Annotated in this window: 26 protein-coding genes; 3 read left to right on the plus strand and 23 right to left on the minus strand. The window is 43.1% G+C overall.

Annotated features, from left to right (window positions below):
* The first annotated feature begins 105 nt into the window (after positions 1-105).
* The gene (locus tag CVV21_00990) at positions 106-657 is read left to right on the plus strand and encodes a hypothetical protein (GenBank protein ID PKL92950.1); all 552 of its coding nucleotides are present in this window, start codon (positions 106-108) and stop codon (positions 655-657) included.
* A 3-nt stretch (positions 658-660) separates the two neighbouring features.
* Here the strand turns inward: CVV21_00990 and CVV21_00995 are convergent, their stop codons facing one another.
* Positions 661-2,523: a hypothetical protein gene (locus tag CVV21_00995; GenBank protein PKL92951.1), complete on the minus strand. Its 1,863-nt coding sequence runs from the start codon at positions 2,521-2,523 to the stop codon at positions 661-663.
* Positions 2,524-2,608: 85 nt separating this feature from the next.
* On the opposite strand from CVV21_00995, the gene CVV21_01000 reads away from it, so the two are divergent.
* Positions 2,609-3,760, plus strand: coding sequence for a hypothetical protein (locus CVV21_01000; protein PKL92952.1), 1,152 nt, complete (start codon positions 2,609-2,611; stop codon positions 3,758-3,760).
* Positions 3,761-3,763: 3 nt separating this feature from the next.
* Here CVV21_01000 and CVV21_01005 read toward each other — a convergent pair whose 3' ends face one another.
* The 20 genes from CVV21_01005 to CVV21_01100 form a co-directional block, all read right to left on the minus strand.
* Complete coding sequence (locus CVV21_01005; protein ID PKL92953.1) at positions 3,764-4,126, minus strand: hypothetical protein; 363 nt, start codon at positions 4,124-4,126, stop codon at positions 3,764-3,766.
* A gap of 461 nt (positions 4,127-4,587) precedes the next feature.
* Entirely contained in the window at positions 4,588-5,013 is a 426-nt protein-coding gene (locus CVV21_01010) for an arsenate reductase ArsC (protein PKL92954.1), read from the minus strand.
* A gap of 77 nt (positions 5,014-5,090) precedes the next feature.
* On the minus strand, positions 5,091-5,801 hold the full coding sequence (locus CVV21_01015) for a cytochrome C biogenesis protein (GenBank protein PKL92955.1): 711 nt from the start codon (positions 5,799-5,801) through the stop codon (positions 5,091-5,093).
* Complete coding sequence (locus CVV21_01020) at positions 5,798-6,190, minus strand: hypothetical protein (GenBank protein ID PKL92956.1); 393 nt, start codon at positions 6,188-6,190, stop codon at positions 5,798-5,800. The genes CVV21_01015 and CVV21_01020 overlap by 4 nt, the downstream gene beginning before the upstream one ends.
* Complete coding sequence (locus CVV21_01025) at positions 6,180-6,623, minus strand: thioredoxin (GenBank protein PKL92957.1); 444 nt, start codon at positions 6,621-6,623, stop codon at positions 6,180-6,182. Before CVV21_01025 ends, CVV21_01020 begins: the two co-directional genes overlap by 11 nt.
* Positions 6,624-6,633: 10 nt before the next feature.
* Positions 6,634-6,867 (minus strand): thioredoxin family protein, encoded by a 234-nt coding sequence (locus CVV21_01030; GenBank protein ID PKL92958.1) that lies wholly within the window; start codon positions 6,865-6,867, stop codon positions 6,634-6,636.
* A 1-nt stretch (position 6,868) separates the two neighbouring features.
* Positions 6,869-7,240, minus strand: a complete 372-nt coding sequence (locus tag CVV21_01035; protein ID PKL92959.1) for an ArsR family transcriptional regulator — start codon at positions 7,238-7,240, stop codon at positions 6,869-6,871.
* The gene (locus CVV21_01040) at positions 7,240-7,665 is read right to left on the minus strand and encodes a zinc-binding protein (protein PKL92960.1); all 426 of its coding nucleotides are present in this window, start codon (positions 7,663-7,665) and stop codon (positions 7,240-7,242) included. The genes CVV21_01035 and CVV21_01040 overlap by 1 nt, the downstream gene beginning before the upstream one ends.
* Positions 7,666-7,679: 14 nt before the next feature.
* Positions 7,680-8,840 (minus strand): hypothetical protein, encoded by a 1,161-nt coding sequence (locus CVV21_01045; protein PKL92961.1) that lies wholly within the window; start codon positions 8,838-8,840, stop codon positions 7,680-7,682.
* 139 nt (positions 8,841-8,979) lie between these two features.
* Positions 8,980-9,303, minus strand: a complete 324-nt coding sequence (locus CVV21_01050) for a hypothetical protein (protein ID PKL92962.1) — start codon at positions 9,301-9,303, stop codon at positions 8,980-8,982.
* 80 nt (positions 9,304-9,383) lie between these two features.
* Entirely contained in the window at positions 9,384-9,701 is a 318-nt protein-coding gene (locus CVV21_01055) for a ferredoxin (GenBank protein PKL92963.1), read from the minus strand.
* Positions 9,698-10,837 (minus strand): acetyl-CoA synthase subunit gamma, encoded by a 1,140-nt coding sequence (locus CVV21_01060; GenBank protein ID PKL92964.1) that lies wholly within the window; start codon positions 10,835-10,837, stop codon positions 9,698-9,700. Before CVV21_01060 ends, CVV21_01055 begins: the two co-directional genes overlap by 4 nt.
* A complete protein-coding gene (gene arsB / locus CVV21_01065; GenBank protein PKL92965.1) occupies positions 10,834-11,871 on the minus strand; it encodes an arsenical-resistance protein in 1,038 nt (345 codons plus the stop codon). Before arsB ends, CVV21_01060 begins: the two co-directional genes overlap by 4 nt.
* On the minus strand, positions 11,871-12,215 hold the full coding sequence (locus tag CVV21_01070; protein ID PKL92966.1) for an ArsR family transcriptional regulator: 345 nt from the start codon (positions 12,213-12,215) through the stop codon (positions 11,871-11,873). The genes arsB and CVV21_01070 overlap by 1 nt, the downstream gene beginning before the upstream one ends.
* A 140-nt stretch (positions 12,216-12,355) precedes the next feature.
* Positions 12,356-12,922, minus strand: coding sequence for a hypothetical protein (locus CVV21_01075; GenBank protein PKL92967.1), 567 nt, complete (start codon positions 12,920-12,922; stop codon positions 12,356-12,358).
* Between the two features lie 119 nt (positions 12,923-13,041).
* Complete coding sequence (locus tag CVV21_01080; protein PKL92968.1) at positions 13,042-13,305, minus strand: hypothetical protein; 264 nt, start codon at positions 13,303-13,305, stop codon at positions 13,042-13,044.
* Entirely contained in the window at positions 13,305-13,571 is a 267-nt protein-coding gene (locus CVV21_01085; protein ID PKL92969.1) for a hypothetical protein, read from the minus strand. Before CVV21_01085 ends, CVV21_01080 begins: the two co-directional genes overlap by 1 nt.
* A gap of 438 nt (positions 13,572-14,009) precedes the next feature.
* Positions 14,010-14,405 (minus strand): VapC toxin family PIN domain ribonuclease, encoded by a 396-nt coding sequence (locus tag CVV21_01090; GenBank protein PKL92970.1) that lies wholly within the window; start codon positions 14,403-14,405, stop codon positions 14,010-14,012.
* Entirely contained in the window at positions 14,402-14,644 is a 243-nt protein-coding gene (locus tag CVV21_01095) for an AbrB family transcriptional regulator (GenBank protein PKL92971.1), read from the minus strand. Before CVV21_01095 ends, CVV21_01090 begins: the two co-directional genes overlap by 4 nt.
* Before the next feature lie 864 nt (positions 14,645-15,508).
* A complete protein-coding gene (locus CVV21_01100; GenBank protein PKL92972.1) occupies positions 15,509-18,457 on the minus strand; it encodes a hypothetical protein in 2,949 nt (982 codons plus the stop codon).
* Here CVV21_01100 and CVV21_01105 point away from each other — a divergent pair.
* A complete protein-coding gene (locus CVV21_01105) occupies positions 18,423-18,605 on the plus strand; it encodes a hypothetical protein (GenBank protein ID PKL92973.1) in 183 nt (60 codons plus the stop codon). The two genes, CVV21_01100 and CVV21_01105, sit on opposite strands and share 35 nt — an antisense overlap.
* A 399-nt stretch (positions 18,606-19,004) precedes the next feature.
* On the opposite strand, the gene CVV21_01110 is transcribed toward CVV21_01105, so the two are convergent.
* Both CVV21_01110 and CVV21_01115 read right to left on the minus strand, forming a co-directional pair.
* Positions 19,005-19,337, minus strand: a complete 333-nt coding sequence (locus CVV21_01110) for a hypothetical protein (protein ID PKL92974.1) — start codon at positions 19,335-19,337, stop codon at positions 19,005-19,007.
* Between the two features lie 16 nt (positions 19,338-19,353).
* Positions 19,354-19,689, minus strand: a complete 336-nt coding sequence (locus CVV21_01115; protein PKL92975.1) for a hypothetical protein — start codon at positions 19,687-19,689, stop codon at positions 19,354-19,356.
* Between the last annotated feature and the right edge of the window lie 494 nt (positions 19,690-20,183).

The following is a 20,183-nucleotide window of genomic DNA, read 5'->3' on the forward strand; positions in this document are numbered from 1 at the left end:
ATGTTTTTAAATTCCCTGCAATAATATATAATAATTTCAAAATTAAATCAAATTTTTTTATGATATAATTTTATTATACTATCAAAATCATCAAGGAGGCTGTTTATGAAAAAATTAATATGTACGGCGCTTATATTTTCAATGCTGGCCGCGGTATCATTAAGCATGCCTGATCCGGTGTTTGCCGCAACAGCCGACGAAGAAGACGCCGAAGCCACAAAGTTTGCTTTATTAATAACTGCCGGCGTATTGGGCGTTGTGGCTCTTATAGTACTGGCAGATTCAGCCGGAAGAGAAGAACTGGCAAAAGCCGAAAAAGTAAGGCTTGATGCCCTTGCGGTTTCTAACAATGAAAAACTGGACAAATGGACGTTTGACGACATGCTTGCCGAATACGGCAAACCCACGGAAATAACGGAAGGCGATACTATAAAAATAGCTGTATATGACGAACGTGTGGCCACCGTTGTGGAAAACACGGAATATCAGTCAGCCACTTTTTTAAGCAACGCCACTTCACAGTCGTACGCAAACACCTTAAAAAACGGCGTCCTTAAAACTTTTATATTTGATAAAAAGACAAAAAAACTTACCAAGTGGCGGTATCAGGTTTTCAGCGGCGGGTCGGCTATAACAGACCGCGCGGGCCAGAAATAAAATTTAAACGGCAGGCAGGGTAAAGCAGAATTCAGAACCTTTGCCCTCTTCAGATTCCACCCAGATATTTCCGCCATACCCTTCAATAATTTTTTTGCATTTCGCAAGGCCTATTCCGGGGCCTTCATATTCATCTTTGATGTGCAGTTTCTGCAGAATTATAAATATTCTCTGAAAATATCTGGAAGATATTCCGATACCGTTATCCTTTACGCAAAACAGCCAGTGCTTGTTTACCGGCTTTGCCGTAATGCTTATTACAGGCTTGTTCTTTTTTGCGGAAAACTTTATGGCATTATCCAGAAGCTCCGTAAAAACTTCCACTACCTGAGAACTTTCAGCCATTACCGCCGGAAGTTTACCCACATTTATTTTCGCTTTGCTTTTTACTATCTTCTCTTCAAGGCTCTTTATTACCCCTTTAACCGCCGTGTCAGTGTCTGTTTTTCTGCTGCTGTCCCCGTCTTTATTGACCGTCATATACTGTACAAGCCCCCTTACAAGGGCGCTTAGCTGTTTTACCCCATTAACCGTGAAATGCATATACTGCAGAGACTCCGCGTCAAGGATGCTTTCATTTCTTTTTTTAAGCATCTGCACATAAATTGATATTGTCCTTAAGGGTTCCTGAAGGTCGTGTGAAGTGGCGGCGGCAAATTTACTTAATTCATCATTGCTTTTTTTCAGCGCGTCTATTGTATCCTTCAGCCTTTCCTGCATATTTTCAATTTCTGTTACATCAGCAATATTAACAAAATCCGCCGGCCTTCCTTCGTATTGGATGGTTCTGGAAAGGATATTAATCCACTTAATCCCGCCGGTTTTTGTTATAGCCTTAACCTGGTAATTGTTCACCACATCTTTATCGCCGGACTGTTTTTTTGCCGCCTGTTCAGCCACAAACGCCCTGTCATCAGGATGAATTAAATTTAAAAAGCCCCCCGGCTGCATCGCATAAAGTTCGCCGCTTGAATAACCGGATATAATTGAATAACCTTCATTGCAATACCTGAACACATTATCCTGCAGGATCATTATCCCAAGCATTGACTGTTCTGACAGGGTCCTGAATTTCATTTCGCTGGCGGCAAGTTCGTCCTGCATCTTTTTCATATTGTCTTTTTCTTCTGTAAGCGTGATGTTAAGTTCACGCACTTTTTTTATCTGAATTTCAAGCGCTTCATTTTTCACTTTAATTTCACCGGCGCGTTCTTCAACCATATCTTCAAGCTGCTGCCTGTATTTAATCAGTTCCAGTTCCACCCTGCGCTGCCTGCTTCTGTCTATTCCAAAACACCTTACCCCCTGCAGTTTTCCCCCGGCCCCGTATATCCCCTTATTTGTCCAGGCAATCCATACACGCTCGCCGTTTCTGCGCATATTTTCATTCTCGCTGCTGAAATAATTGTCAGGTTCTTCATATATCTTTTCAAGCAGGGCTTTTAAATCCCTGCCTGTACTTTCAAATTCAGGCACAATTGTGCCTACAACTTTCTTGCCCATAATTTCCGTCATATTAAACCCAAAAAAACTATATGCAAATTTATTCATGTAAGTTATTCTGCCGGAAGTATCCATATCAAGTATGATTGTGCTTGAGTTTTCAATTAAGTCCCTGTATTTTGTCTCGCTGTACCTGAGGCTGATAACACGTTTTCTGTATATCGTCCAGAAAATTAAAAGCGCAAGGCCGCCGCCCGTTAAAAACAACACCAATAAAGGCAAATAATTATAAGGACCGTTTTCGTCAGATGAATAAAGGCCGGAATTTAAACAAAGGATAAACGGAGTTAAATAAATAACCGTTCTTGAGAGTTTCTTAGCGCGGTTAATCAATTCAATAATCACGTATTCCCCCGAATACAAAACAAGCTGTCACGTTAGCCTATTCACCGCATCTGAATCAATTATAACATATTTTCATTTGATTTTAAGCGCGCCTTTATGTATCATGATTTTAACGTTAAAATTTAAGGAGGGACTGATGAAAAAAATAAGAATTGCATATTTGGGCGCCGGAGAAATTTCCGACAGGTTTATAACACAGGCACAGGCGCTCAATAACACGGAACTTTGCGCGGTTTTTTCCAGGAATATAAAAAACGCGGCGGCAAAAGCAAAAAAATATTCAATCCCGGCTTATTATGACAATTATGAAAAAATGCTTAAAGAGATAAAACCGGACGCGGTTATAGTTACTTCGCCGCACTCCCTGCACGCGCGCCATACAATTGACTGCTTAAACGCGGGGTGCCATGTGCTGTGTGAAAAACCAATGGCTGTAAATTATAAAGAAGCAAAAGCCATGGCTGAAGCCGCCAAAAAAAACAAGAAACTTTTAATGGTGCTTCCGTTTGACCAGTACCCCCACTATCTGGCGTCATTTGATTTAATTAAGGAAAAATACATAGGCAAAATTGTGTCAGCGCATTCGGAACTGTCTTTTCCCGGGCCTCCCAGGGACAACTGGTATTATGATAAAAAAATCGCCAAAGGCGGGGCTATGCTTGACGTTGGCTGTTACGCCCTTTCAAGGATGATAACAATAATGGGAGGGGTAAAAAAGATATCCGCTTTTTCCAACACCCTTCTTTCTAAAAGAATTTTATCAGACGGAAAAAAAATAACCCCTTCCGTGGATGACAATAACGTAATGATTATGGAATTTGAAGGCGGGGTCTTTGGAACCGCAAAAGCCATGTGGCAGCACCCTTATGTGGAAAACAGGACTGTAATCTACGGAAGGCACGGCGCTGTGTATATTCATTTTGACGGAATAGATGACGCTCCCGGAATTGTGGTGCAGACAAAAAACCCGTCAAAGAAACTGAAAAAAATAAAATACCGCGGGCTGCCTGACTGCTATACGCCTGTTGATATGCCCAAATGGGGCCCCAAGTATGACATTATGGGCAAATTTACGGAGTTTATCCCGGCAGGTAAGGTATTATCCTACGACGCCATACAATCCCTGCATATAATGGAAGTTATGGATAAAGCGTATGTTTCCGCAAAGACAGGAAAAGTTCAGAGGATAAATACGCCTTTTAGGGTCTGGTGGGATAAGGAAAAAACAATACAGAAGTTTAACAGTTACGTGTAAATTTTAAGGAAACGTTATCAGCCATTCAAGGGCTTCTTCTTCGGTTTTAAACAGCTGAAGTTTTCTTTCAGCCCCGTTCATGACAGAGGCCAGCATTTTTTCCTTAATTTCAGGAAGGCACGCAACAGCGGAAGCTTTTATATATGGGGTATTTTTTTTAAGATAATTAATAAACATTTCATGGTCCGTAAATATAGGTGTGTTTTCACCGCCGACCGCTATTGATAAAATGGAATGCGGCTGCTCTTTAGATGCCAGTTCCATGGATTTATTAAGCATCTCCGCGAATTCAGATGCATCGCAGTCTTTCATGTCGTGATAAAGTATCCTTCTGCCTTTGTACTCCACAAATTTTACGTCGTACATGGCTTCTCCTGTTTTTGCTTGTACATATTATAGCTTACAAAATATACAAGTCAAACAGGAAAAACAGTATAACAGAGGGACGGAAGATAATAAACCGGATGCTTGGACGCTTAGAGGCTTGGATGCTTGGTTTTGCCGTGGTAGACGCGGGTCTTTAGCCCGCGGTTGTAGCGAGCCTGCGAAGCGGAAATCCCGTCAATGAAGCGAGCTTGCGAGCGAAAGAAGACGGGACAATTGTGTTTACGTTTTGTTTTGGCAGCCGCGTCCCTTTAGGGCGCGTTGTTCTGCGCGTTTCTTTCAGGTAATTATCAGGTCAAATGCCGCGCCTTAAAAGGCGCGCCTACCACTGCATAAATTTAAAAAGATCCGCGGGCTAAAGACCCGCGTCTACCAGGTCATAGACTAACTTCAACCGCTTAAAGCAAGCCGCAATATATTGCGGCTCTACGGTAAAAACAAAACTATTCAGAGTAATCTTTGATAAACTTTATTACCTCAGATCTTATGGAATCGCGGATACCGCGGATTTTGGCAAGTTTTTCTTCTTCTGTCCCTTCGGCCTTTGACGGGTCATTAAAAGGCCAGTGAAGTTTTTGACCGGTACCGGGAAATATCGGGCACCTTTCCGCGGCTTCCGCGTCGCAGACAGCCACAACATAAGAGAATAATTTTCCCTGCTTATAAAAATCAAATACGCTCTTGGTTTTATTGCCGGATATGTCTATACCGTCTTCCGCCATTACCTTTACAACAAGGGGGTTTAAAACGCCCGGTTCCAGCCCCGCGCTTTCAGCTGTGAACTTTTCCCCTCCAAATTTATTCAAATAAGCCTCTGCCATCTGTGACCGCGCGCTGTTGTGGATACAGATAAAAAGCACTTTTTCCATAACTTCCTCCTGATTTTAATTTTTATCAGTATCCATCATGGCTGTTAAGTGTTAATGAACTTTATGTTAATATTCAGTTAAAAAAACGCGCCGTATAAAAGGTAAACGGCAGCCAAAATAACAAGCACACCGCACGCTTTTTTGATAATCATTACAGCCTTGGATTTTTCGCCCCAGTGCAGGTATTTTTCCACAAGTTCCGTGAATGTTCCGGCAAGCACTATTACCCCGCAGTGGCCTGCGGCGTAAAGAGTGACAAGCAGGACCGAGTACAGAATATTTTCCGCGGCATAGTTAAACGCCACTGCCAGCATTGGCGCCATGTAAGCAAACGTGCACGGCCCAAGCGCCACGCCGAATACAAGCCCCAGAATAAAAGCAGCCCAGTATCCGCGCTTTTCAAATTTTGGCTGGCTTATACTATTTAAAAAAGGAAATGAGATTATTTCAAGCAGATACAGCCCCACAATAATAAAAACAACAGCTACAAATACATTACCCCACGGGCCTGTATTACCCAGCATTTTTCCCATAAGGCCTGTTACAACCCCGATAACGGCTATTGTAATAAGGATACCTGCCGAGAATAAAAGCGAAATTAAAAAAGCTTTTTTTATCGTAATCTTATCCCCCTGAGCGCCCACAAAACCTATTATAAGCGGTATAGAAGCCAGGTGGCACGGGCTTAAAAGGATGCTAAGTATGCCCCATATAAAAGAAGCGGACAGCGCAATTGCCGGCGCTTTATCAAGGGCAAGGGTCAGCGATGTGAATATCTGTTCAATCATTTCGCCGCTTCCTTTTCAGATGCTATTAATTTTATCTCTTCCAGCATTTTCTCTTTGTTAAAATCAGAAGCGCTTGCCCTGTAACGCACCTGATCAGATTTATCCACAAGGACAATATACGGATAAAGCCCCATCTGATACTTGTCCATAACAGCTTTGGTGCCGTCATTTTTTGAATTATCAAACACTTTTAAATCAACTTTATTTGAAAGGGTGTTTTCTTTAATAAAATTTTTAATTTCGCTTTCCATATTAACACACCTGTTTTTTACGCAGCTGCACGCGCTTGAATCAACCGCAAGCACCAGTTTTGCCGGCTTTACGCTTACGCATCCGCAGAAAGCCGTTAATATTACCGGTAATAACATCAGAACAAGTTTATTTTTCAATTTTCACCCCCGCTTTTTCAAGCACCGGCAGAATCTGTTCAAGCGGATAAAATCCGGTATGCCTGTGAAATTCTTTCCCATTTTCATCAAGAAATATCTGCGTGGGTATTCCCCTTATCCCAAACTGCTTCGCGTACGGTTCGCCGGCAGGCGTCCACACGTCATGAAATACCACCTTTACTTCTTTGCCGTATTTTTTCTCTATCTCTTCCATTACCGGCACCATCATCTTGCACGGCACGCATTTTACAGACCCAAGTTCAATAAATGTTACTTTAATTTTAGACGCGGATTTCACATCGGCAGCTTTAACCGGTGCAGCAGTTTCCTGAGGCTGAACCTGATTTGTACCAACAGCTTTGGGCCTGCTTCCCGCAAATATAAATACAAAAGACACAGCCAGAATTACAAATGCAATAATAATTTTTTTCATTTTATTCTCCTTAAAGCCCCAGGGCTTTTTTAATTTCAGCTTCACTTGGTATCTTGCCGGAAACAACCACTTTGCCGTCAACCGCAACCGCAGGCGTCATCATCACGTTATATTTCATTATTTCGCTTATCTCCTTAACCTTTATCACTTCCGCGTCAACTTTATTATCCGCCACAACTTTACGCACCACTTCTTCTGTCTTAATGCACTTTGGACATCCCGTACCCAGAACAGCTATCTTCATTTTATGCCTCCATAAGCTGCCTTGCAAGCTGGCACGAAACAATATCATCGCCATTGCGCAGGCTTAATCGTTTTTTCAGCCTTTCCATATCTGTTTTAAATATTTCTTCCTGCATTTTAAGGACCGGTTCTGCCAGTTCAACTTCAGGGCTTTCAATGACAGAGTAAAGAACCCATCTGCCTTTTCTTGTTTCCTTTACCATGCCCGCGGTCTTTAGTATCTGCAGGTGTTTTGACACGTTATACTGGCTTTCTGACAGCGCGTCTATAAGTTCGCATACCGCGATGTCTTTTCCCGCCTTTAAAAGCAACCTGTATGTGCGCAGCCTGGTTTTGTCAGACAATGCCGCAAATACTTCCAGTGCCCTTTCCATCAGCACTTACCGCCGCAGCCGCACGAAGAACCGCCGCCATTACAGCAGTCAGAAGGGGCTTTTGCTGAAACAGCATCCTGAATCTTTAAAAACGCGTCCTTTACAGTGTCTTCCGACATTCCTGTTTCGCCCTTTTTAAAACCAAATTCAGTGACAACATATGATTCACTTTTTACACCGTGATTATCCATTGCTTTCTTTCCGCATTTTACCGGGCAGCCGTCTATAACAATTACACGGCCGGAATCTTTGGCGCCTTTTACAAAACTTTCAATATCCGCGCCCACGCCTGCCAGGCAGTACATACTGCCGTGCCCCGCAACAGAGAGCATCCTTGCAGCCCTATCGCTTAAAAAACCCACGTCAGCCGCTCCTGAACACGCGCAGATTATCGCGTCATTTGAACTTCCACAACAGTCACTCATGCTTCACCTCTTTATTAGAATAAAAAACCATACAGCATGCCTGTTAAAGCAGCCATAATTACAACCAGGCCAATATACACAGCTGTTTTCTTTAAACCCATTATACTGTTGATAACTATCATATTAGGAAGGCTTAAAGCAGGCCCTGCAAGCAAAAGCGCAAGCGCCGGGCCTTTGCCCATTCCCGCGCCTATTAAACCCTGTAATATCGGTACTTCCGTCAGCGTTGCAAAATACATAAGGGCGCCGGCAACAGACGCGAACAAATTTGACCATATTGAGTTTCCGCCTACTAATGATACTATCCAGCTTGAAGGAATAAGCGCTTCATGGCCGGGCCTGCCAAGCAGAAATCCCGCCGCAAGAACACCCATAAACAAAAGCGGAAGTATCTGCACCGCGAATCCCCAGCTTTCTTTTCCCCATTCTTTTATTTCGTCCTTTTTAAACCAGCCAAAAACCATAAAAGCAAGAACACCAATCAATACGCCCGATATAATCCACTTTGCCCTGTATATTAAATTCCAGACATACATATTTTCATCTTTACCCCAGTTTAAAAAAACAAGTATCGCAATCATTACCGCAAAATATGAAATCAGTTTCCACGCGGGCATGCTTTCTTCTGAATTATCCGCATTTACAAATTCTTCCATGCGTTTTTCCTCTTCTTTGCTGAATATCAGCTGCATAAGAAGGCCGATGATTACCGAGAATACTACAGCGCCGACAATACGCGCGATACCAAGTTCCAAGCCCAGCACCCGTGCGGTCAATATGATTGCAAGGACATTAATAGCCGGGCCGGAGTAAAGAAATGCGGTGGCCGGCCCTATGCCCGCTCCCCTTTTATATATTCCGGCAAACAGGGGAAGCACGGTACAGGAGCAGACAGCAAGAACAGAACCGGATACAGATGCAACCGTATACGCCACAAATTTATTTGCTTTTGCGCCAAGGTATTTTAATACGGCATTACTTTTTATAAATACCGCAATGGCGCCCGCAATTAAAAACGCGGGGATAAGGCAAAGCAAAACATGCTGGCGCGCGTAATCCTGCGTCATATAAAGCGCTTCCATTATGGCATTCTTTAACTGAACGCTTTCAACAGGTATAAAATAGAAAATTAAGAAAACAGCCAGGATGTATAAAAACTTTTTTATGTCACTCATCTTTTCTCCTGATATGCTTATATGCGCTATCGTGCATACGTTATCTTAAAAAAAAGCCCTTGTCAACAATTAAATCTGCGATTGTGAAACTTTTGGATATTTTCTTAGGCTTGCGGCTGCAAGTTCATTGTATATGGTTTTACCTGTCAGTGAAAATAAAATCCATCTTAAGCCTTGCCCCTATCCCGTTTGCCACTTTCGCAAGCGTTGCCAGTTCGGCGTTTTTTTGACCGTTCAGGATGCGGGCAAGCACCTGATGGTCAATTTGAGCCTTTTTTGCAAGGGCATAATTTGTAAGGTGTTTCTTCTTCATTTCAGCCTTAACTTTTTCTATAAAATCAAACATAATGCTTTCAGCGTCATATGCTTCCATCGCTTTTTTGTTTTTCATTATTTGTTTAAATATATCATTGTGAATGTGAGAGTTAGTTCCTATTTTTGCCTTTTTTGTCGTTTTTTTCATGGATTTTACCTCTTTTGCTATGTTTTACTTTTTTCAATTATGCACTTTAAAGCCCTTATTGTCAATACGTTAACTTTCAATCAGCAGCAGCCGCTCTTGCCGCCGCCGCAGCACCCTGAATTTGTGTCATCACCGCAGCCGCACTCTGCTTTGCCGTTTTTTGACCCAAGTATGGCGGCGGCGCAGCCGGGGCCTGTTTCCACGTTTATCGCGCCGTAAGCGCAGTTTACCATGCACGCGCCGCATTCAATACACGCGCCCTTATCGGCAAACGCAGCCTTGTTCCCTTCCATCTTAAAAACCCCGCGCGGACACACCTTTACGCACATTGTGCATCCCGTGCATTTATCCTGATTGTAACTTATGGAAACCAATTCATCTATGTATCTTAGTTTCATATTATCACCCTCATTATCATCTCTGTAATTATAAGCAGAACGGAAATTATGCCGCCTGCTGTTATAAAACCAATGGAATCTTTTACCTCTTTTTTCACGCCGGAAATTGATGTGAATGTCGTGCACCCGGTATAATTCATAGCGGTGAATGAAGCTATAGAGATAATGATAATCACAGATGCCGGCAGCCTTAAATACATGTAAGGCGCGGCTAAGACCCCGGATAACAGCACAAAAAATATGCTTCCCAGCAACCCTGAGAAAATACCTTTAACTGAAAAATACCTGCCCGGAAGCGCCGGCAGAAGCATAGAAAACAGCACCGTGCCCGACACCATTCCGGTCAGCGCGGCGTATAAATAAAACATTCCGCGGTAGACAGCGTCGTACAGAACAAACCCCCTGCTGCTTATCCCCGATAAAACTATTACCGCAATCATGGGCCAGAACAGTTTGTCCATTGCCATAACCAGTTCCAGCCACGACACTTCCACCCTGCGCCAAATTGTAAATTCCACAGTCTTCATCGCCGTGTCATTTTCCATCCCGTTATCAATAAACTTTTTTATATCGCGCGCTTCTACCGGCCCGAATACCGCCTTAAAACCGGTCTGCCTGCGTATTTCATGCGCGGCCACTCCCGGCGCTGACAACAGCGGAAGAATAATATTTTTATGCGTTACCACCATATCAAGTTTGGTTTCTATTATTCTTTTTATAATCTCCGCGTCACAAAACGTGCCTTTGCCCGCGGCGCACCAGACATTTACACCCTTGGTGTCAATTACCAGAACCCACGCGTCGATTTTTGCGTCGCGCCTTAAAACATCAAATGAAAGTTTATAGTTTGCGGACACTAAAACCGGCGAGTTTTCATCCGGCTTACCCACAGCGTATAACCCCGGCGCTATGGCATAATCCATACGCTTAAAGCCAAGCCGAACCGCAATCTCTCCCATTTTATCGGACAGCTTCCAGTTAAAACCAACTCCCGGAACCACAGATGAATTCGCGGCAGCGCAGCAGCATCCGCCTTCGCTATCCGGCCCGCGGCTAATAGAATATTCCCCGACTTCTATATATTTAATATCATTTTTTGCCGCCGGCCCGCAGCAGCAATCCTCACCTTTACTCATTTAAAGCCTCCTTTTAATTTAAACGCCGCATTTACCAGTAAAACCATTATAGGCACTTCTACAAGCGGGCCTATGACAGTGGCAAACGCCTGCTGTGAACTGATTCCGAATATGGCAATTGCCACAGCAATGGCAAGTTCAAAATCATTGCTGGCCGCAGTAAAAGACACAGCCACAGTCTGTTTGTAATTTGCTCCCATTTTTTTTGCTATAAAGAAAGTTCCAAACCACATAATCAGAAAATATAATATCAGCGGTACCGCCACAAGCAGCACATCAAGCGGCTGTTTAATAATATATTCGCCCTTTAACGAAAACATAATTATAATTGTGAATAGCAGCGCGATAAGAGTTAAGGGTGATATTTTTGGTATGAATTTCTGTTCGTACCACTCTGTCCCTTTTAACCTTAAAAGCGAGTAACGCGTTACAAGCCCCGCCGTAAACGGAATGCCAAGATATATAAGGACCGCCTTTGCGGATTCCCACATGGAAATAGAAACATTAATACCTTTTACCAGCCCGAATACGTTTAACAGGACGGTTATAAAAAACCAGATATACACCGCGTAAAAAAGCATCTGCGATACAGCGTTAAAAGCCACAAGCCCCACGCCAAGTTCGCGGTCGCCCTGCGCAAGGTCGTTCCACACTATTACCATTGCAATACACCGTGCAAGGCCTACAAGAATAACACCTATCATATATTCAGGATGGTTACGCAGGAAGAGAACGGCAAGCCCGAACATTAAAACAGGCCCCACCAGCCAGTTCTGGATAAGCGAGAATATAAGGAGTTTTTTATTGTGAAAAACTTCCCCCATTTTTTCATATTTCACCTTTGCCATAGGCGGATACATCATAAGTATAAGGCCTATCGCAATGGGAACCGATGCGGTGCCTATCTGCATTGCCGCGACAGAGTTTGTTATAGCAGGAATAAAATAACCGGCAGCTATACCTATTATCATGGCAAGAAATATCCAGACTGTAAGATACCTGTCAACGAAAGGCAACTTTCTGGCATTTTCCATTATTTACACCTCTTTGAATCGCAGCATGCCTGCGGGGATTTTATGGCGCCTGCTGTTTTTATAGCGATAGTATCAGAACCAAGCTCTTTTTTTATAATGATGTTAATGTCTTTAGTCTGATTAGTATCTGAAATTGAATAATAGACCCACATCCCTTTTTTTATATCCGTGACAACACCCGCGTTTTTTAAAACGTTAAGGGCTTTTGAAACAGCCGCCTGTTTCATTTGAAGTGCGTTTAAAATCTGGCAGACGCACAGCCCGCCTTTTGCCTGTTTGGACAGGAGAAGTTTTACGATTTTAAGCCTTGTCTCATCCGCGTACGCTTTAAATATTTTAACCATTTTTCCTCCTGTATTACTATATGAACATTTGGTAATATAGTTATACAGGGCGAATCCCCGGATGTCAACATTTTTGTTTTATAAATTAAAAGAACCGCAGGATTACTCCCGCGGTTCTTTTAAAAGGGATTATAAAGTTCTTATTGCCCCATCTTGCTGCTGTCTTTTGTATATTCGGCAATTAAGCTTTTAAGCTTAGCCATCGCCCTCTGCCTTTCTTCTCCTAACACATTTGCTTCTATCGTTTTTACTACTTTTCCCTGCCCGTTTATCCCTGTTATGTTTCCGGTGTATAAAATACCCAGCTGCCCTTCAATTATTTTCCAGTTTTGATCATATCTGGCCTTAATAATAAACTGCCTGCTTTTGACTTCCTTTTCAACAACACTTTCCGTGGCTTTTTTACCGCCAAGCATATTTGTAAACAGGGTATTTGTAAGCCTGTCCCCTTCGCTTCTCATTTTATAGGATTCGCCGACCAGTATAATTGGGCCGCTCGTTGAATTACGTACTATTTTCAAGCCGTCATCTAAAAGGCATTTCCTTGCAGCGTAATACGCTTCATTAGCTCCTGCATTTATTACAGTCTGGCCTTCAGCTTCCTGCGCGCTATAGTTCGATTTAATAATATATTTTTCCAGTTCCGCGCACCCCGTAAAAACCATAACAAAAACAAACAGCATTAAAACAATTACAGATTTCTTCATAACACCCTCCCGATTTTTTGTTCCCCTCAAAACGATTATACTCAATACAACATTTTCTGTAAATACGACTTTTAACAGCAGAAATAACATGAATCTTTACAGTAATCGCGTGTTCTTATTTATGCCTTTTCTATATACGAGATTTTGGCTATTGTAATATAACCGTCATTTGTATCTTCAAAATCAAATATATATTTTTTTGCCGTGTATTTAAAGAAACCCGGCGCTATGCGCCGGATGCCTTCGCTCTCTTTATACGGGCGTATTTTATGCGCAAGGGTGCAGATTTCGTCATATACTTCCTGCCGTTCCTTTATCATAGGCCTTATTTTCATAAAAATCTGCGCCGTCTGTGCAATCTTATACAGCCTTACTGCCGTCATTAAAGTTTACCCTTATGCGCTTTCTTTGCCTTAACCCCAATGCTTTCCGCGAATTCATCCAGATTCACGGCGGTTGCCTTTTCGTTTGCCATGTAATTCGCGTATGTAAGGTAGTCATCCTGCAGCTGCCGCCTGGTTAATTCATTCTTTACGGCTTTTTCAATGAATTTATTCAGTTTGTAACCCTCTTTATCGCATACTTCCCTTAACTCATTCTTAATTTCGCTGTCCATCTGGATTGTAAATGAAGACATTTTCGCGGTCATTTTTATTACCTCCCTGTCATTATCATTACCCGGCATTTTTTTATTTAAGCTTCCAAACCAAATATAACACAAAATAACTAAAAATCAACAATTTATAACAATTTTAGTTATTTTGTGTTAGCGTATGTATTTCAGAAGTACCGGGTAAATTTAGGGGCAGAGAGACGGAAGCACAACGGCAAGATTTCGTTTTGGTAGACGCGGGTCTTTAGCCCGCGGATCTTTTAAGTTATATGTTTATATATTTCCATACAAAACCTAAACCAACTACAACTGCCGCGGGCTAAAGACCCGCGTCTACCAATACATAAAATACAATAACAACATTTGTTAAGCGCCGAGCTGACTGGGTAGACGGCATGCAACACGAGGGATGGGATTTCGCTTATGCTTAATTGCTTATCTGCTTATTGCTTAAAATTTATATCCTAAACTTCTTCATATCCACTCTATTTCTATTTCCTTTTCAACTTCCTTAAACTCTTTATCCCCGGTTATAAGCACGGCTTTATGCATTATTGCGGCTGCAGCCGCGAAGCAGTCTGCATAAGACATCTTTTTTTCAGATTTCAGGGCAGCTGCCTGCCTGGTAATTTCCCTGCCCGCGGGAAGCAGTTCAACCGGAAGGGTGTCCATTATTTCAACCATGGCATCAGCCACGCGGGCCCCCTCTTCCCTTTTTATGATGTAATAAACCTCGCCCCAGTTGACAGTTGTCATCAGGGTTTTTTGCCCTTTTTGAATGGATTTTTCCATGGCTTTTTTTACTGTTTCAAAACCTTTTTCACGCTGTAGAAATGAAATCATAGCGTACGAATCCAGGACAAATCTCATTTTTTCTTTTCCCTGCCGTATTCCGCGGCCCTTTCTTCTAAAAGCACGTGCGCAAGGTTCTTTTTGCTCTTTAAAACACCCGCCACCGCGTCAAGATATTCTTCTGTTACCGGCCTTATGGTTATTTCTAACCCCGTATCCTGCATTGACAGTTTTGTACCCGTTTTTATGTTAAGCCGCCTGCGTATCTGCGCCGGTATTACTATCTGCCCTTTTGATGTCACTGTGCATGTATACATTGAATACCTCCTGTTTCACTAAATATACCGCATAATGAAATGTAAGTCAAATTTAAAACGTCTTACCCGGAAAAACAGAGGGACGGATGGTCGGATGCACGGAGGGTTGGAAGTAAAACAAAAAGCAACTGCCGCGCCCTAAAGGGACGCGCCTACCACTGCCATACCCAATCCCGGTAAAGCAGAGGGACGGACGGTCGGATGCAAAATAATTGAAGATTCGATATTCGAAGATTAGATAAAAAACACAGGGGTTGGGTGTGTTTTTTCAGTGCGTGCCGCTCTAGCTCACTTTGTATACGGCAGGGACGCTTTAATGCTGCGCCGGCAAATCCGTATGTACCGCGGGTTCCGGATTGCCAATGACGTTAACACACTTAGGACTTCAAGTATATTTGACTGCAAGAACACCAATTTGCGGCGCGCGCTGAAAAAATATACCCAAGCCCGTTAAAACAGATGGTCGGATGGTCGGATGCACGGATGGACGGAAGTAAAAACAAAGATAAAACAAATATTGAAAATTCGAAATTGGAAAATTAGAAGAAAACCACAGGGGTTGGGTGTGTTTTTTCAGTGCGTGCCGCCCTAACATACTATGTATGCGGCAATCCGTATATAATGCCGCGCCGGCATACATGTATGTACCGCGGGTTCCCGATTGCCAATGAATTAACATGGTTGTAGATTTCAAGCTTATTTGACTTCAAGATTACCAATTTGCGGCGTGCGCTGAAAAAATATACCCAAACCCTGTAAAACAGAGGGTCGGATGCACGGAGGGTCGGAAGTAAAACAAAAAGCAACTGCCGCGCCCTGAAGGGACGCGCCTACCACTGCATAAATCTAAACAACGCGTCTTACTTATTTTTCACAGCCGTAAATTTCAACGCCGTCTATCATTAATTCTATGCTCTGGTGGGGCTGTTCCCTTGTCTGCCATTGAATATCCCTTATCATTGAAAGGGCGTCATCCGGTTCTACAAACGAACCCCAGTAAGGTTCTTTCACAAAAGAGTAGATTGACATATCAAAAAGCTGCCATTCGCCGGAAGTTTCAAATTCAACACCCAGGTGATTATCGCCTTCACCCTGCTTAAAGTCCGGGTGGGCGGATATCAGTTTAACCCTGTATTTTTTGCCGTCGCCTTTATGCCAGAAACGCACGCCGCCGCACTTTGCTAAATTTATTGTCTTCCCGTCCGCGGTCAGCTTTGTGCCCATACCTAAATATCCCCACTGAAACATGGTGGTAACCTTTCCTTTCATGACAGCGGCTTTGCCTTTATTATCTTTTCCGCTGCCGCTTTTTTCAAAATTACTGCCGGGTTTGGGCCAAATTTCCGACGTGCCATTATTACTTTTATCATCATAGGTGTACCAGATGTATCCAAGCAGGTTTTTAGAGCCCGGGTTTGATGAATTATCTATGATAATTTTAACGCCTGTTTCAGGCGTTGCTGTATAAGTCACTGTTATCGTGGGCGAAGCTGTACAGGTGGGTGTTACTGTCTCCGTCGGTGTTGATGTGACAAATTCTGTCACGGTGCCGGTGGGGGTAATTGTGGCCGAAGGTGTGGCGGTCACAAAGGGCGTGACAGAGTGCGTCTGCGATATGGTGGGCGTGGGCGGGGTGTAGTTTATCAGTTTTATATTGTCTATCAGTATTACAGTAATTTTGCCCGCAATGCCTATCCACATCAGCTCGCTTATATATTTATCCCCGGATACCATCATTTCATCTATCGGGAACCGTGCTTTTGTCCAGTTCGCGGATATGGGTTTTTCACAGTAATCATTTACGTTTAAAAGCATATCGCTTGAAGCGCCCATGCTTAAACTGAAATATAACTCCGGCATTGTACCCTTTACCGCTTTCACGTCAAACTCTATATAATTAAAGCCGTCAGGAGAAACCGGTTTTTTTAAACGCCATACTTTCTGCGCTTCTTCGTTGTTACCCATGAAATGCATCCTTAGCGCCTTTCCTTTTACGCCGCCCGCGTAATCCATAATGCCTTCTGCTTCGCCCTGCGTGTTATCTTTTATTCTTTTGCCTTTTGTATCGCCGTCATAAATTAAATCTTTTGGCACCGGCGTGAATGTGGGAGTTAAAGTGGGCGGCGTCCCCGTCATTGTGGCGGTGGGGGTATATTCCGGGCCGTTATATAAGAATCCCGCAAGCGCGTATATCAAGGAAGCGTTCCAGTTAATGGCAATTTCATTTGTCGCAAAACTTCCGTATTCATCTTTCCAACCTTTTGCGTCGTGGCCGCCGCCCACCAGGTAACCCGGCCATGGTTCTTTCAGATTATCAGCCATGGACCTTCTGTCGTGCGGGTCTAAAGGAGGATTGTGCCCTATTCCCGTCACGTACGACCTGCCGTAATAATTTCTTCCAAATATATGCGCCACAGCATCTGCCGCGGTTTTTAAATATGCGGAATCGGGTTTTATTAAATTGGCTGACTGAAGTATTAAAGGCTGCCTTGCCACGCTGCCGTTGCATCCCCAGTAATAGGACGTGCCAAGCCCCCTTGCGTACGGGTTTTCAGAAGCGGTTTTTGTAATACTGTCAGCGCAGGCGATTAACTGTTTTTTCATGTCATCAATAAGGGTATTATTTTTACCTTCACGTTTGGAGAATAAGTACGTAAGCATTCCAAGATTTTTTACATTGGGCCAGTCCCAGTCTGTATCAAACTTAGATGGATACTGCGCCGCGGCTTTTTCAAATTCTTTTAAGTATTCATTCTTGCCTGTCGCGTCCCACAGCTCCGCGTACATCCACAGCCTGTCGTCGCTGTCGCCTGTGTCATAAGCACCGGTGGAAAATGCTTTCTGGTCAGATTTATGGTTGTCGGGATTTGCCTTTAAAAAACGCGCCGCGTTTTCCGCGGCTAAAATATATTTTACGGCTGCTGCCGTGTCATATGGTTTTATGTTTTTTGCCATAGCCGCAAGTACAGCGGCAAAGTCCGCGGTTGCCGCGCTGGACCACGGAACAAAGTACCTGCGCGCCCTGTCCTGGTCAGGCATTACAGCGCCGGGAAAAGTTAAAGTTGAAATTTTGTGGTAAACGCTGCCGTCATCTGCCTGCATTTTTAAAAGCCAGTCTGTTTCATATTTAATTTCGGCAAGGTAATCAGGTATTACGCCGCCCGATTCCGGTATGTTTAATTTTACCCTTTTTATATTATCCCCAAACTGCTCCCAAGCTTTAAGCATAAGCCCCACTGTGATACCGGCATTAACAGTATACTTGCCGTAATCGCCCGCATCGTGCCAGCCTCCTGTACCGTCTTTTGTCCCCGTGCCGCCGACATAATCAAGATAAGCGTCATCAGTATGGCACTCTTCAGCAGCAAAAGTACTGCCGTTATTAGCGGCACTTACCGCTGTCCCGCATCTCCACAGGTACATCCCCATGACAGAATCATAGAATGGGGAGTCAAAAACATTTTCAGAGATTACAAAATTACACGACCTGCCGGCAGCCCCTGCTTCTATATAATATGTACCGGGGGTTTTAAGTTCAGAAAAATCAAGGGTGCATAAATCTTCCGCAGTCTCTTTATCATAAACCGGTGCAGACGCTTTTCCATTATATACCGCTTTATTATCCGACGCGGATTTCACGGTAAAATCGCCGCACTTGCCCGCAACAGTGGCAAACTTTGCCATTTCCGGCTTAAACCCCACGGAATTAAGGCGGATTTTACCGCTTATTTCAGAGGCAAAAGCAGGCAATACACAAAATATTAACAGAATGAATACAATGGATTTTTTAATCAGTTTAAGGTTCATTTTCATCTCCGGCGTTTTTGCGCAAAAGCAGTTTTATACCGCTATATTACAATGCGCCGGAGTGGTAAACGTTGCAGAAAAAAGCAGCTGGGCAGCTGGGCAGCTGGGCAGCTGGGCAGTTAGGCAGCTTGGCAGCTTGGTTTTGCTGTGGTAGACGCGGGTCTTTAGCCCGCGGTTTTTGATTTATGCATTGGTAGGCGCACCTTTTAAAGTACATTTTTTGATTCTTCGTCTTTACCTGTAGAGGCGTAATATATTACGCCTCGCTTTTAAAACTAGCCGCAATATATTGCGCCTCTACGATAAAAAACAAATCAACTGCCGCGGGCTAAAGACCCGCGTCTACCACTGCAGAATATTGAATAATATTGTCAATTCGCAAATCCGTTTTGTGAAAGTGGAATTGCGAATTTTCTATTTTCGTACAATAAAACAAGGTATTTTTCAGAAGTTATTTTCTGTTTTTTTACAAAAAGAGCGGCAGGATAATCAACAGGACATTTCTATTTTGCGGAATAAAAATATCGGTGCAATGCGGTTACAGTTAAAAATATTACGCGTGCGTACTATGTGGGACGTGGATTTTATGGTATTTAATCTCCGCCTTGTAACCTAACCCCCTGATAATACGGAAATAGGTTTCAAGGGTTATATTTCTTTTGCCTCTTTCAATCCTTGACAGTTCTTCCTGCGGAATTTGAGTTATCTTAGCCAGGGCAGACTGCGAAATGCACTGCTCTTTTCTTTTCTTCTCTATTTCTTCCGCTATTTTCAGCAGTTCCTTTCTTTCATCAACCATAACCCTGAAAACCGGCTTTTCCATCAGTTTTTTTGTAGCCGCGCTTTTAAATACGCTTTCTGTGGTTGCTTTATCTTTACGTTTCATAATATTCCTCCGTTTGTTAAATCTGCTTGTAATTGGTTTCAGCTGTTTCAATATCTTTCCTTTTAAGATCGTCTCTTTTCTTAATCACAGCATGAAGAAGAACCATCCTGCCCCTTACACGCGGATGATACGCGTAAAGTATCCTTACAGGTATCTGCTTAAATTTCAGCTCAAAAATTTTATCTTCAATGTGCTTTGTTTCAGCAAGGTAATTTTTAAGCTTGCCTTCCCTTTCCTGCAGCAGCTCCAGTGCCGCGAATATCCACGACTGCCATTCCGCTGTTTGTTCCAGTATAAACTTTTCCACCGGCTTATTTCCGCCGGGGCTTATATAATACTCCGCTATATACATTACCCCTCCCCTTTAAGTATCTCGTTATGTAAAATTTTACATAAGAAAATCCGATTTGTCAAGTTTTTTTGATATTGCAAATTGAAGCGGCAGGATAATAAATAGGACATTTCTATTTTGCGGAAAAGGTAATTAGGGACGGTTTTGCCTTGGTAGACGCGGGTCTTTTAATAACGAGCCTATAATAAAATTGCTCGTTATTATGCGCGGCAGTTGATTTAATACCCAAGACAAAAAGATCCGCAGTGTAAACGCCCTGTCCGGGGCCTGACCCCGGACAGGGCGTTTAAATACAAAACCAAATATATAAATCTAAACAACGCGCCTTGCCATCTCCGCCATAGCAAATTTTTTGCTGCGACGGCCGGGAAAAGGTGCGGCTGCCAAATCCAGATCCAAGTCCAATTCAGAATCAAATGCCGCGGGCTAAAGACCCGCGTCTACCAGGACAATACAAATACACGGACAGCGCGGGAGCGCTATCCCTACAAAAC

The organism is Candidatus Goldiibacteriota bacterium HGW-Goldbacteria-1, assembly GCA_002839855.1.
Classification (GTDB): domain Bacteria; phylum Oederibacteriota; class PGYV01; order PGYV01; family PGYV01; genus PGYV01.